Source organism: Synechococcus sp. MU1617, assembly GCF_020514235.1.
GTDB lineage: Bacteria > Cyanobacteriota > Cyanobacteriia > PCC-6307 > Cyanobiaceae > Parasynechococcus.
The window spans coordinates 47250-60625 of sequence record NZ_VTLB01000006.1 but is presented as its reverse complement, the minus strand read 5'-3'; the positions used below and the strand labels follow the sequence as shown (position 1 = coordinate 60625).

Annotated in this window: 15 protein-coding genes; 7 read left to right on the top strand and 8 right to left on the bottom strand. The window is 61.5% G+C overall.

What is annotated here, in order from left to right; translation table 11 throughout:
* Window positions 1–74: 74 nt before the first annotated feature.
* Window positions 75–968: a 4-hydroxybenzoate polyprenyltransferase gene (locus tag FZZ90_RS11560; protein WP_226425935.1), complete on the top strand. Its 894-nt coding sequence runs from the start codon at window positions 75–77 to the stop codon at window positions 966–968.
* Complete coding sequence (locus FZZ90_RS11555) at window positions 968–1852, top strand: LD-carboxypeptidase (RefSeq protein ID WP_226425934.1); 885 nt, start codon at window positions 968–970, stop codon at window positions 1850–1852. Before FZZ90_RS11560 ends, FZZ90_RS11555 begins: the two co-directional genes overlap by 1 nt.
* Here the strand turns inward: FZZ90_RS11555 and ispD are convergent.
* On the bottom strand, window positions 1836–2516 hold the full coding sequence (gene ispD, locus FZZ90_RS11550) for a 2-C-methyl-D-erythritol 4-phosphate cytidylyltransferase (RefSeq protein WP_226426026.1): 681 nt from the start codon (window positions 2514–2516) through the stop codon (window positions 1836–1838). The genes FZZ90_RS11555 and ispD overlap by 17 nt on opposite strands.
* 72 nt (window positions 2517–2588) lie before the next feature.
* On the opposite strand from ispD, the gene FZZ90_RS11545 reads away from it, so the two are divergent.
* The 3 genes from FZZ90_RS11545 to fabG are packed head-to-tail and all read left to right on the top strand — an operon-like array spanning window position 2589 to window position 5289.
* Entirely contained in the window at window positions 2589–3422 is an 834-nt protein-coding gene (locus FZZ90_RS11545) for a glycosyltransferase family 9 protein (RefSeq protein WP_226425933.1), read from the top strand.
* Window positions 3423–3433: 11 nt separating this feature from the next.
* Complete coding sequence (locus tag FZZ90_RS11540; RefSeq protein ID WP_226425932.1) at window positions 3434–4489, top strand: TrkA family potassium uptake protein; 1056 nt, start codon at window positions 3434–3436, stop codon at window positions 4487–4489.
* A gap of 47 nt (window positions 4490–4536) precedes the next feature.
* Window positions 4537–5289, top strand: coding sequence for a 3-oxoacyl-[acyl-carrier-protein] reductase (gene fabG, locus FZZ90_RS11535; protein WP_226425931.1), 753 nt, complete (start codon window positions 4537–4539; stop codon window positions 5287–5289).
* Window positions 5290–5297: 8 nt separating this feature from the next.
* On the opposite strand, the gene FZZ90_RS11530 is transcribed toward fabG, so the two are convergent.
* A complete protein-coding gene (locus FZZ90_RS11530) occupies window positions 5298–5474 on the bottom strand; it encodes a hypothetical protein (protein ID WP_006850012.1) in 177 nt (58 codons plus the stop codon).
* A gap of 130 nt (window positions 5475–5604) precedes the next feature.
* Here FZZ90_RS11530 and groL point away from each other — a divergent pair, with 130 nt between their 5' ends.
* Window positions 5605–7284 carry a chaperonin GroEL gene (gene groL / locus FZZ90_RS11525; RefSeq protein WP_226425930.1) on the top strand — a complete coding sequence of 560 codons (1680 nt, stop codon included), beginning with the start codon at window positions 5605–5607 and terminating at the stop codon, window positions 7282–7284.
* Here the strand turns inward: groL and FZZ90_RS11520 are convergent, their stop codons facing one another.
* From FZZ90_RS11520 to FZZ90_RS11495, 6 genes are read right to left on the bottom strand one after another with little or no spacing between them, the layout of a single operon-like run.
* The gene (locus FZZ90_RS11520; protein WP_226425929.1) at window positions 7285–7974 is read right to left on the bottom strand and encodes an N-acetylmannosamine-6-phosphate 2-epimerase; all 690 of its coding nucleotides are present in this window, start codon (window positions 7972–7974) and stop codon (window positions 7285–7287) included.
* A 5-nt stretch (window positions 7975–7979) separates the two neighbouring features.
* Window positions 7980–8510, bottom strand: a complete 531-nt coding sequence (locus tag FZZ90_RS11515) for a hypothetical protein (RefSeq protein WP_226425928.1) — start codon at window positions 8508–8510, stop codon at window positions 7980–7982.
* 4 nt (window positions 8511–8514) lie between these two features.
* Complete coding sequence (locus FZZ90_RS11510) at window positions 8515–9369, bottom strand: ABC transporter permease (RefSeq protein WP_226425927.1); 855 nt, start codon at window positions 9367–9369, stop codon at window positions 8515–8517.
* Window positions 9370–9378: 9 nt separating this feature from the next.
* Entirely contained in the window at window positions 9379–10392 is a 1014-nt protein-coding gene (locus tag FZZ90_RS11505; protein WP_226425926.1) for an ATP-binding cassette domain-containing protein, read from the bottom strand.
* Between the two features lie 50 nt (window positions 10393–10442).
* Window positions 10443–11426, bottom strand: coding sequence for a heme o synthase (locus FZZ90_RS11500; RefSeq protein WP_226425925.1), 984 nt, complete (start codon window positions 11424–11426; stop codon window positions 10443–10445).
* The gene (locus tag FZZ90_RS11495) at window positions 11419–12345 is read right to left on the bottom strand and encodes a heme A synthase (RefSeq protein ID WP_370631061.1); all 927 of its coding nucleotides are present in this window, start codon (window positions 12343–12345) and stop codon (window positions 11419–11421) included. Before FZZ90_RS11495 ends, FZZ90_RS11500 begins: the two co-directional genes overlap by 8 nt.
* Window positions 12346–12545: 200 nt before the next feature.
* Between FZZ90_RS11495 and FZZ90_RS11490 the strand changes: the two genes are divergently transcribed.
* The gene (locus FZZ90_RS11490; RefSeq protein ID WP_226425924.1) at window positions 12546–13376 is read left to right on the top strand and encodes a cytochrome c oxidase subunit II; all 831 of its coding nucleotides are present in this window, start codon (window positions 12546–12548) and stop codon (window positions 13374–13376) included.

Genomic DNA, 13376 nt, shown 5'->3' with positions numbered 1-13376 from the left:
GCAATGGAATCCACTCTGCCACTGACGGCCGAGGCCATCAGGCCCTGACTAGGGTTCTTCAAATCCCGTTGATTGTGATCAGCAGCTCTGCACGTCTTCAGCCCTGGATCGAACTGCTCCGATGGAACAAACCCACCGGCCGGCTGATTCTGCTGATCCCAGCAGGCTGGGCCCTCTGGCTGAATCCAACCGCTCCTCCAAGTGTTGTGCTGATCCTGCAGATCCTGCTGGGGGGCATGGCAGTAAGCGGTGCGGGCTGCATCGCCAATGACCTGTGGGACCAGCGGTTCGACGGCAAGGTGGAACGCACAAAACGTCGCCCTCTGGCCAGGGGTGCGCTGCAGCGAGGACCAGCCTTCGCTTTGCTGCTGACCTTGCTGGGCCTCAGCCTGGCTGTCGTGCTGAGTCTTCCGGCCGCCAGCCTCAGACTCTGTCTCACGTTGGCCTGCACGGCCGTGCTGCCGATCCTCGGGTATCCATCAGCGAAGCGATGGTTCGCCTTCCCCCAGGTGATCTTGGCGCTGTGCTGGGGCTTCGCGGTGCTGATCCCCTGGTCCGCTGCGACGGCCTCCTTGAGCTGGAGTCCTGCCCTGGTGTGCAGTTGGCTGGCAACCGTGGTCTGGACCTTTGGTTTCGACACGGTCTATGCCATGGCCGATCGACGTGACGATGCCAGCCTCGGCCTGCGCAGCAGCGCCTTGAGCCTCGGATCCCGCGTGGTGCCTGTGGTGCGGGGCTGCTACCTCGTGACAGCCATCACCCTTGCCATTGCGGCCTGGACGGCTCAGATCGCAGCACCCTTCTGGCCTCTCTGGTTGCTTGCCACAGTCTTCATGCAGTTCAGCTGCAACCCCTTAAACAAGCAAGATGCCTCCATGGGCACCTACGGGAAGCACTTTGCCCAACAGGTGCAGGCAGGGACGCTGCTCTGGCTCGGCCTGGTTCTGGCCAGGGGGTTGGGAGCCTAATGCGCATCACCCCGGCTCCACCGCTCCGGACTGGAGACCGTGTGGCCTGCGTGGCCGCCAGTTCAGCCCTTCAAGACGACATCAAGCTGCAACAGGGCATTGCTGTTTTGCAGAGCTGGGGGCTGGATGTTCAACCCCAGGCCTTGGCCACCCGACGTTGGGGCTACTTCGCAGGGCGCGATGACGCGCGCCACGCCGATCTGCATCCGGCCGAACCCGCAGCGCTGCTCGCCTGTGCCCGCGGTGGATGGGGGGCTGCTCGGCTGCTTGAGCAGCCCATCCGCTGGCAAAGCGGCTGGCTGCTGGGCTTTTCCGACGTGACAGCTCTGCTCTGGGCCCGCCAAGCAGCAGGTTTTTCAGGGGGGATCCATGGCCCCTTGCTCACCACGCTTGCGGAGGAGCCGCAATGGAGCCGAGACCGCTTGCGCAACCTGCTCTTCGGCAACGCCGTCCCCGACCTGCAAGGTCGTGGTGGCGGCGGCGGTGTGGGGAGAGGTCCCCTGCTCGCGGCCAATCTGACCGTGGCCACCCACCTGTTGGGAAGCCGGTTCGTCCCCCCCCTCAAAGGAGCCGTTCTGGTGCTGGAGGACGTGGGCGAAGCCCCCTACCGCATTGATCGGATGCTGACTCAGTGGAGGCTGAATGGCAGTTTGCAGGGCTTGGCGGGTCTGGCATTTGGCAATTTCGAGGAGTGCGCCGACGAAACCAGAGACGCCTCCGAAAGCTTCAACCTTGAGCAGGTTCTTGAGGAGCGCACGGCCGATCTCGGCATTCCCAGGGTGATGGACCTACCCGTTGGTCACCGATCCGGCAACGCAGCCCTGCCCATAGGAGCAATGGCACGCCTCGACGGGCAAAGCGGCCGGCTCAGCCTGCTGACCTGAGGGCAAGCACCGCCTCCGCCACGGTGAGGTCAAAAGGCGTGGTGACCTTGATGTTGGCGGGGCCGGCATCCAAGACCTGCACAGGCCAACCCAGACGCTCGTACAACGACGCATCGTCGGTGACCATCCAGCCCTGGGCAACCGCCTCAGCGTGGCCGCGACGCAGCTGATCAACGGCAAAGCCCTGCGGCGTCTGCGCCGCCCAAAGTTCCGATCGATCCGGTGTATCGCGAATCAAACCGTCGGATCCCACACGCTTGATCGTGTCGCTCACCGGCGTTGCAGCAATCAGCGCCGTGCCGTCCTCCACCACAGCTGCACAGCGATCAAACAACTCCGGTTCAGCAAGACAACGGGCGCCGTCATGAATCAAGACGTGGCGGGCTTGCTCCGGCAACCCCGCCAGACCACAAAGCACCGACTCCTGCCGCGTGCTGCCGCCCTGGATCCAATGCACCGGCTTGCTGGGTGCGTCCAGCAACGCAAGGATGGCCTCTCGATCGACCTCCTGGCCGACGATCCCAATCCATTCAATCCGTTGAGACCGCAGGGCCGCCTCGAGGGTCCAGGAAATGACGGGACGTCCGGCCAATGGCAGCAGCAGCTTGTTGCGATCTGCACCCATGCGCCGACCGCTTCCCGCCGCAGCAATCAACAGATGCACAAGCGACTCCTGCCCCGGACAGGCGTAAACGACCTCCATACAATCAGCTCGCACCATGGATGGCGGCGCTTCATGCGAGTTCTTGCCCTGAGCCCGGGTTCGCTCGAAGACCAGATGGACCGTCTACCGGCTCTGGCCGACATCTGCCAGAAACTCAACGCCACACTGCAGGTGGCCTGTGACCCCCAGCAAGCAGCTCCATGGAAGCTTCTGCCGTGCCTGGAGAAGCTGTTGCCGTTCAGCTTCGAGGCCAACCCCACGCTTGCGGACTGGGCCAACCTGCTCGGCTGTGTGCGCGAACCCGATTTTCAAATCTGCATCAACTTCGCTGAAGGGCAACAGGTGAACCTGATGCTGTCGATGAGCCATATCCCCAAACGGTTGGCAGTTGAGGGATTTGCCTGCACCGACCAGGTCAGCCTCGGCCTCGGCTGGAAGGCGCAGCGTCTCAACCCTTTTCTCCAATCCCTAGGGCTTGAACTCGATGCCGATCAGTTCCGCCTGCCCGTGGCGGCAGAGGTTCTTGATGAAGCCCGTGAAGCACTACCCAGCGGTGACGGCCCCCTACTGCTGATGTCTCCATCCGGCCTGGGGGATGACTGGCCTGCAACGGAGTGGCACAAGCTGCCTGAGACGATCAAAAGCCGCCTACCGGCGCTGCGCAGCATGGTGCTGCCAGCGGAGCTCAGCCTTTCAAAGCGCGCGGCACTGGTGGCCAATGCCGATGTCGTGCTCAGCAGCTGCCCGGTGTCCCAGCGCCTAGCGGCCTATTGCGGCACCCCCCTGGTTGCCCTCGGAGCAGAGGCCGCAGACCTTCCCGAGCGCCAGGAGATCCGCTGCCTCGGTTGCCCGCAGGAGCTCGCCACGCTTCAGAGCAGTGATGTTCTGACGGCCCTCGGTTTTTAAAGGACGTTCCCATGAGGCGGCGCCGAGCCAGGGGAGAGCTGAAGTTGATCACAGCTCCATGGCGGGGGCCCATCAGCGCCCTCAGTGCCGTGATCTTCGCTGGTGCCGTCGGTTATCGGATCACGGAGGGATGGAACTGGGGCGATTGCCTCTGGATGGTGCTGATCACCATCAGCACCATCGGCTTTGGAGAAGTCGCCCCCCTTTCACCTCCAGGCCGCCTGGTCACCGTCTTGATCGTGGTGGGTGGCTTGGTGGTTGTGCAACTGGCCATCCAACGCGTTCTTGGGCTGAAAGAGTCGGGATATTTCCGCAGACTGAGGGAATTCCGCTTCCTCCGCATGCTGGAAGGCTTGCACGACCACGTAATTCTTTGCGGCTACGGACGAATCGGACAGGAGATTGCCGCTCAACTGCAACGGGACGCGGTGCCACTCGTCGTGATCGAAACCGATCCAGAACGACGAGCCGTGGCCGACGAAAATGGCCTTTGGGTGCTTCAAGCCGATGCAACCCTCGATGAAACCTTGCTGGACGCAGGTCTCGCACGCTGCTGCAGCCTCGTGGCAGCCCTTCCCAGCGATGCATCCAATCTCTACGTGATCCTCAGCGCCAAAGACCTACGACCGGAGTGCCGCTTGATTGCACGCGCCAACAGCGATGAAGCCGCCTCAAAGCTGCGGCTGGCCGGCGCGACGGTTGTGGTCAGTCCCTATGTGGCCGGTGGTCGGGTGATGGCCGCTTCTGCACTGCGACCTCTGGCCCTCAACTTCATGGAGCTGTTGGCGGGTTCCGACTATGAAATTGAGGAATTCCAGCTGAGTCACGACCCTTTGCACCTGATGGAGATCCGCGGGCGGAGCCTGGCGGAACTGGAGCTTGGCCGTCGCAGCGGGGCCATGGTGCTGGCGATCCGTGAGAACGGAAAGTTGATCGCTAATCCAGGCGGCGACACCCAGATGGCACCGGGGCAACTCCTGATCGTGCTGGGAAGCACAACCCAACTCGCCACCTTTCAGTCGTTGCTTGGGGAGGCCGTCGACACGGTTGAGACCATGCCGGGTTGAGCTGGATGACGACGGCTCCGTACGATCCTTCGATCAACGGTGCCTAAATGTCTCCCAGCGCTTCTCTTGCCGGACAGACCGCCCTGGTGACGGGAGGAGGGCGCGGCATCGGCCGGGCCATCGCCCTGGCCCTTGGCGAAGCGGGTGCAGAAGTGGTTGTGAACTACTCCAATTCCGCCGCTTCAGCAGATGAAGTGGTCGCTGCCATCGCCGCGGCAGGGGGGAAGGCCTACGCCCTGCAAGCCAACGTGTCGGTCGAGACCGAGGTTGATGGCCTGATCAAGACGGTGCTGGAGCGCAGCGGCCGTCTTGATGTGTTGGTGAACAACGCAGGCATCACGCGGGACGGCCTGCTGATGCGAATGAAAACCGACGATTGGCAATCGGTGATCGACCTCAACCTCAGTGGAGTGTTCCTCTGCACGCGAGCAGTGGCACGCCCGATGCTGAAGCAGAAGAGTGGTCGGATCATCAACATCACCTCCGTTGTGGGACTGATGGGCAACGCAGGACAGGCCAACTACGCCGCCGCCAAAGCTGGCGTTATCGGTCTCACCCGCAGCACCGCCAAAGAGCTTGCCAGCCGTGGCATCACCGTGAACGCCGTGGCTCCAGGTTTCATCGCGACGGATATGACCAAAGGCCTCGATGCTGAGGCCATCCTCAAAGACATCCCCTTGGGAACCTTTGGCACCCAGGAGCAGGTGGCCGGTGCCGTGCGCTTCCTTGCAGCCGACCCGGCCGCGGCTTACATCACAGGTCAGGTGCTGCAGGTGGATGGCGGCATGGTGATGGCCTGACCCCAGGATTACGAATCAAGGGGTTGAGCCAGCTCATCCCGCAGGCGGCGGATGCGCTGGAGCAGGCGTAGCCGACGGCTGCGGGCGGTGGCGGTGAGAAAGATGCGCAGGGGCACGTAAACCAGGGCCATCGAACCGGCCAGCCCCGCCATCAGAACAAAGAAGAGCGCTCCAGATTCACCCATAACCGGACCCTAATCAGTTCATTTCAGAGCGGCATCCGAGCTGCTGCAACCATTCGGCTTTCCCCACCGCAAGGCCTCTCCACGAGCGCCGCATCGCTGTGGGACAGTGACCAACGGCGTGCCCGCGACTATGGCCAAACTCCTTTCTTTCTCTGACGAATCCCGCAGCGCCCTGGAGCGGGGTGTTGATGCACTCGCCGATGCGGTGCGCGTCACGATCGGCCCCAAGGGTCGCAACGTTGTGCTCGAAAAGAAATTCGGCGCACCCGACATCGTCAACGACGGCGACTCGATCGCCCGTGAAATCGAACTGGACGACCCGTTCGAGAACCTGGGCGCCAAGCTGATGCAGCAGGTCTCCGCGAAGACCAAGGACAAGGCCGGAGACGGCACCACGACAGCAACCGTTTTGGCTCAGGCCATGGTGCGTGAAGGTCTGCGCAACACCGCTGCTGGTGCGAGTCCTGTGGAACTCCGCCGAGGCATGGAGAAGGCCGCTGCACAGATTGTTGCGGGGCTGGGGGAGCGGAGCCAGGCCGTGGCCGGCGATGCCATTCGTCAGGTGGCCACAGTGAGCTCCGGGGGTGACGACGAAGTCGGACGGATGATCGCCGAGGCGATGGACAAGGTGAGCACCGATGGGGTGATCACGGTTGAGGAATCGAAGTCTCTGGCCACGGAACTTGAAATCACTGAAGGCATGGCCTTCGACCGGGGCTACAGCTCCCCCTACTTCGTCACAGATGCCGACCGTCAGGTCTGTGAATTTGAAAACCCACTGATCCTGCTGACGGATCGCAAGATCAGCACGATCACAGATCTGGTCCCTGTGCTGGAAACCGTTCAGAAGAGTGGTTCTCCCCTGCTGATCCTTTCTGAGGAAGTGGAAGGCGAAGCCCTGGCCACGCTGGTGATGAACAAGAGCCGTGGGGTTCTGCAGGTGGCGGCTGTTCGCGCACCCTCATTTGGCGAACGCCGCAAGGCCGCCCTTGCCGATATCGCCATCCTCACCGGCGGCACGCTGATCAGCGAAGACAAGGCGATGACCCTCGACAAAGTGACCCTCGAGGATCTCGGCAAAGCGCGCCGCGTCACCATCAGCAAAGAGAACACCACGATTGTCGCCACCGACGACCATCGCCAGGCGGTGAGCGAGCGCGTTGGTGCGATCCGACGTGAGCTGGAGGCCACCGAATCCGATTACGACCGCGAAAAACTTCAAGAGCGGATCGCCAAGCTGGCCGGCGGCGTGGCTGTGATCAAGGTCGGTGCACCGACGGAAACGGAACTGAAAAACCGCAAACTGCGGATCGAAGATGCCCTGAATGCCACCCGTGCAGCCATCGAGGAGGGCATCGTTGCCGGCGGCGGCAGCACCTTGCTGCAACTCTCCGACAGCCTGGATGCGTTGGCCGCATCCCTCAACGGCGACCAACGCACCGGCGTGGAGATCGTGCAGCGGGCACTGACGGCGCCGATTCATCAGATCGCCACCAATGCCGGTCAGAACGGTGACGTTGTGATTGCTGGCATGCGCAGCAGCGGCCAGGGATTCAATGCCCTCAGTGGTGCCTATGAAGACCTGATGGCTGCTGGCATCGTTGATGCCGCCAAGGTGGTGCGCTTGGCCGTGCAGGATTCGATTTCGATCGCTTCTCTCCTGATCACTACCGAAGTTGTGATCGCCGACAAGCCAGAACCCCCTGCACCGGCTCCCGCCGGAGACGGAGACCCCATGGGTGGCATGGGCGGAATGGGTGGTATGGGCATGCCCGGAATGGGTGGAATGGGCATGCCCGGAATGATGTGATCAGCTGATCATTCCCTGGCGATAGGCGATCACCTGGAGATCCACTCCGGTGATCGCCGTCCCCACCACAACGGTGTCTGCTCCGGCCTGCAATGCCAACCGTGCATCCACTGGAGAAGCAATTCCCCCCTCACAGATCAGACGAACCGAGCTGGGAAGTTCAGCGCGAAGTTGGGGGAGCAGATCAAATGCGGGGGGGCGCTGCTGCGCCGTGTCTTCCGTGTAGCCATAGAGCGTGGTCCCAACCCAGTCACAACCGAGATCGGCTGCGCGCAAGCCATTCTCCAGCGAATCCACATCGGCCATCAAGGGGGCCTTCAGCTCATCACGGGTGCGCTGAATCAACGCGGCCAGGTCCTCCCCCGCAGGACGCGGACGGGCTGTGGCATCGATCGCGATCACATCGGCCCCCGCAGACCACACGGCCTGAATTTCTTTCCAGCCCGGGGTGATGTACACCGAGCTGTCTGGAAACGTGCATTTCCAGAGGCCAATGATCAAGGCATCCGGACAGCGCCGACGCACAGCACCGATGTGTTCAGGGCTTTCCAAGCGCACACCCACAGCCCCATTGCGCAGGGCGGCATCCGCCATGGCAGCGATCACATCGGGATCGCGCATCGGCGAACCCAGGGGTGCCTGCACCGAAACGATCAGCCCCTGATACAGGGATTCAGGGTTCGGAATCATGGTGTTCAGGACGCCTTGGGGAAAGCGTCATCCTCCCGACGGGGGAGCCAACGCCGCAGCGAACGGGGTGTGCTGATCGGTGGGGCCGGAACAGGAGCAGCCGGGAAGCTGCGTTGAAGCAGCGTTTCTTCAGCGGCAATCTCTTCCTTTTCGACGAACGTTTCTTGTTCAGCGACCACCTCGTTCTCCACTACCTCGTCCTCCAGCAGCACGTCGTCTTCGACAGCAATCTCCTCCGCTTCTTCAAGGACCATCTCGTCCTCAGCGACGGCCCCGTTCTGCAGAAATACGTCGTCTTCAGCAGCAATCTGCTCCTCAGCGAACGGCATCGGCGTGGGGCTGAACTCACGATTCACAGCAACAGGCTCCGGCAAGCTCAGGTCGAGCTCGGCTGCTCCGTCAAAGCCGTAGCGGTGAACCCACTGACTGATCAGACCCGCCAGCAAGGGCTCATTACCTGAGGTCCTGGCCTCCTGGATCTGAAGGGCCAGAGCGTTCTGTCGAGGTGACGGCTGCTGGAACGGATGAGAAAGCACGGATTCAGGAAAGTTTGCGGTTGAGCAGAGGGCGAATCGCAAGAAACAGCCCGATGGTGAGGAGCAGAAGGATCAGCAGGCAGCTGATGCCGGTGACATCTCCGTAGGGGGCCTCCAGCAGAACGGCCGAGAGGTCCAGAGGACCTTGGTAAGCCGCTCGAATGGGTTCTATCGCGAAGGTAAGGGGATTCAAGGCCGCAAGCCAGCCCAGCCAGGTCGGCATGAACGACAACGGGGCCAAGGCCGTGCTGGCAAACAACAACGGCAAATTGGCCACAAAAATCACGGCGATCAACTCGATGTGCCCTGGCAAAGCGAACGCCAGTCCGAGGCTGAGGGCCGTCACAGCAAAGACAAGGAGCAGCAGCGTCACCAGCACCAGGGCCAGGCCGCTGATGCCTGGCCATCCATAACCCAGCACGGCTGCCATGCCCATGATCGCCAGACTCTGCAGCAGGCTCAGCGCCGTGATGTAGATCACCGACGCCAGCACGATGGAACTGCGGCTCCGAAGCGGTGCCACAAGCAAACGATTGAGGAAACCGAATTCGCGGTCGAACATGACCGGCAAGCCGGCATTCAAAGCACCGCTGAAGGCCGTAAAGACAATCACTCCAGCACCAAGAAAACGGCCGTAGCTCATGCCTCCTGGCAACAGCCCCTCAGGGGCGTTGGCGAAGAGCGCACCGAACAGAATCAACCAGATCAGGGGCTGCAGAACCCCGGCAATCAAGGTTGAAGGGCGACGCATCAACTGAAGGAAGAGGCGCCGAGTGAGGGCCCACGTTTCCTGACTGAGCTCTGCGAGGGCTCCGGATTGCTGCTGCTGGAGAGCAACAGATGCTGTTGGGGAAGTCATCGTTGGAGCTCAACGCATGGATTGACGCTTTTCCTGTTTGACGTCGCGCTGGCCTGCGATGGCCAGTTCAGCGTCCATCAGGGTGCGTCCTGTGGCCTGAAGGTAGACATCATCCAGGCTGGGACGGCTTTGGGCCAGGGCAAACACAGGCAGACCTGCAGCCTCGAGGGTCTGACGCAGCTGATCAATCACGGCACCACCCTCAATCACCAGGTTCAGGGAAAATCCCTGGGATCGGTTCACCACCACCTGTCGCACCCCATCCAGGGGTTCAAGAAGGGTACGCACCTGGGTCGCCTCATCGGCATTGCTGAACTCTCGGACCCGCAGGGTGACGCGATCACCCCCAAGCCGTTGTTTGAGCTGGTCAGGGCTGCCTTCGGCAATCACACGACCGGCGTCGATAATCGCCATCTGATCCGCCAGAGCCTCCACTTCTTCGAGGTAGTGACTGCTCAGAAGAACAGTCGTGCCCCCCTCAACCAACTGACGCAGCAGTTGCCAGATGGCACTGCGACTCTCGATATCCAGTCCCACGGTGGGTTCATCGAGCACAAGCAACCGGGGTCGGTGCAGCAGACCAGCCGCCAAATCCAGCCGCCGGCGCATGCCACCGGAATAGGTACCGCAGCGGCGGTCAATCCAGTCGCCCATCGCGAGGCGATCAATCAAATCAGCGATGCGACTTTCGCGATCGTTCCGCCGCAAGTGATAGAGATCCCCTTGCAATTGCAAAAGTTCCCGGCCACTGAGAATTTTGTCGATGGCCACCTCCTGGGCCACATAGCCCATGAGCTGACGAACCTCTCGTGGTTGCGCCAGACCATCGACACCACCCACAACCACTGAGCCGCTGTCGGGGGCGAGCAGGGTGGCCAGGATGCGCATGGCCGTTGTTTTACCGGCACCGTTCGGGCCAAGCAGCCCGTAAAGGCACCCTTCAGGAACGGTGAGATCAAGCTCACGCAGAGCCGATACCGTGCCGTAGGCCTTGGAGATCTTCCGCAGTTCAATCAACGCCATCAGGCACCGTCAGGGACTTGCTCGGCCAATTCAGGGAATCTAGAGAGTGCTCATTGCACTCCCGTTAGCAGGGAGAGGAGCTGCATCACCTGTTGAGCAAAGCCTGAAGCCAGATCCGTCCGGCTGAGAATGAGCAGCAGGCAGAGACCAAACAGATACAGAATTGACCAACGGAACAGAGCCTTGGCATTGACAAGGCTGTCGGGATCCAAGGAAAGCCGATCAACGAGCTGCAGCAATCGACCGTTGTAAGGAAGCAGCATCACGCCATAGAAGACGCCGCCTGAAGGCAGAGCAAACACGCCCAAACCGCTAAGCAGGACGGTGATCCAGCCATAGGTCTTGATCGCCCGGGCCGTCACCACAGGTCCCTTCACCACGGGGAGCATCGGGATCCCGACAGCGCGATAGTCCTCACGCAACAGCAGGGCCAAGGCCCAGAAGTGAGCTGGCGTCCAGACCATCACCAGAGCGAACAGCCACCAGCCCCCGAGGCCCACATGGCCCGTGGCGGCGGCTGCTCCCACGAGGGGCGGAATGGCCCCGGCGACCCCACCGATGACGATGTTCTGGGACGTCCGCGGCTTGAGCAAAGCTGTGTAGAGCAGCACGTAACTGCACAGACCGAGCAGGGACAACCCGGCAGCGAGACAGTTCACACCGCTCACCAGAAGCATCGCCGCCGCCAGGGTGCAGGCGATGGCGCCGATGAATGCACTGGTGGGCGACAGCCGACCGGAGGGGAGTGCGCGACCGCTGGTGCGGGCCATCCGACCATCGAGATCCTGCTCCCACAAGCAGTTCAAAACCCCTGCAGCTGCGGAGGCAAGCGCCCCTCCCCCCAGGGTGCAGACGAGCCGCGGAGATGAGAGAGGCCAGCCCTCACTGAGAGCCATTCCACCCAGGGTGGTGGCCAGCAGCAGAGGAATAAGGCGGGGTTTGGCGACTTCCAGCCAGGCCGGAAGTTTCACCCGCTTGCGGGAGGGAACCACCTCCTCACGGGTCGGACGAACGGTTGCAGTGATTTCAGCCATGACAGGCCTCCAAGGAGGTGTCGTCGAGGACGACGGAACGGGACGATGAGGGGAGGTCCGGAGAGCGGACCAGAAGCGCCGCCAACAGAGCGATCAGCAGGGCAGCCACCAGCTGATGCGCGACGGTCACTGCGGGTTGCGACAAACCAAGACGAAGGGTGAGAACGCCAAGAGCCACCTGAACCAGCACCAAGAGCACGGCCCCAGCCAGCCAGGGCCACTGCTGGCGAGCCCAACCACCCGCGAGAACTGCTGCCCCGGCGAAGGCGAGCACAAGAACGGCCACCGGCATCGCCGTCACGCGATGGGAGAGAACCAGCTGGCAGGCCTCTCCTCCAGCAAGGCAACGCTGCCCTGCCCAAGCGGTGGCCATACGACCACCAAGCAGGCACTGCACAAAGATCGACAACAGGCCAAGCGATGCCCCGATGCGCCACCAGAGCGGAGCGACGACAGCAGCGGGGTGAAGCAAGCGTTGGGTCAGCCCACTAAGGAGCGCCACAAGGGTGAGAGCGAGTGCCAGATGAGCTGTCACCACACCGGAGGGGAGCAGCCGGGTCACCGTCAGCGCACCCAAAGCTCCCTGCATCGCCACCAGAACCATCAGGCCAGCGGCCAGCCAGGGCAGCCATCGCGGTAGTTGATGCCGCTGGAGCGTCGTCGCCACAGCCATCACCACCAGGGCGATGCCGATGACGAAAGCATCGAGGCGATGAAACCACTCCAGGAAAACCTGAACATTCATCTGGCGACCCGGCAAAAATGAGCCAAAGCACAGGGGCCAGTCCGGACAGGCCAAACCGGCCTCCATCACCCGAGTCGCTCCACCGATCACCACCAAAGCGATCACCGCAACCACTAGGTGAGCCGATAACAACCCGAGACGTCGACGCAATGTCGACATTGAGGAAAGCATCATCGAACAAGCTCCATCCGATGCATCCAAAAGGGATTGCTTGGACCGTAGCGATGCAGAAGATGACGTCATGCTGTGTGGACGTCTGCAACACAAATGAGGAAAAATCATCCCCTTTTCCTGACACAAATAAGGCCTTAACAATCACTTCATGGAGAACCGCAGCCAGGCCCATACGCTGTTGAAAACCAGGGATTGATCAGGTGCAGATCCCATCCGCCATCCTCACGTTGGTGATCGGTATGGTCCTTGCTCTGGGCGGCCTTTGGATCGGCCAGAACATCAACCTCCTCCCCATCGATGCGAGCGCCAACGCGCCGATTTACGACGAGCTTTTTAAGGTTCTATTCACGATTGGCAGCATTCTGTTTGTCGGAATCGTTGGCCTTCTCGTCTTCAGCTTGATTCGATTTAGGCGACGCAGCGGCCAGCTCGGCGACGGCCTGGCCATCGAGGGAAATCTGCCACTCGAAATTTTCTGGACAGCAGTTCCTGCTGTTGTGGTGCTGTTTGTTGGTCTTTACAGCTACGACATTTACGACCGCATGGGTGGCATGGTGCCTCTGGCCCATGACCACATGGGCGGAGCGCACGAGGAGCAGATCTGGGGAGGAATCAGTTCAGGCTCAATTCAATCAGCAGCGGCAACAAATGTCTTGCCCGTTGAAGTAACAGCCATGCAATTCGCCTTCCTCTTTCATTACCCAGAGGGAGACATCACATCAGGTGAACTTCATGTTCCAGCCGACCGACCAATCACCCTGCGGATGGAAGCAAAAGATGTGATTCACGCCTTCTGGGTTCCTGAATTTCGCCTGAAGCAGGACATCATTCCAGGCCAACCAACCCAGCTGAGTTTCACGCCCACCCGCACCGGCCGTTATCCAATTGTTTGCGCCGAACTCTGTGGCCCCTACCACGGTGGAATGCGCTCCACCGTTGTGGTGGAAAGTCCGGAGGACTGGGACAGCTGGTACAGGGACAACGCCAAAGCCGCACCTGAAGACGAAACGCTCACCATCTCGAACGCCTGA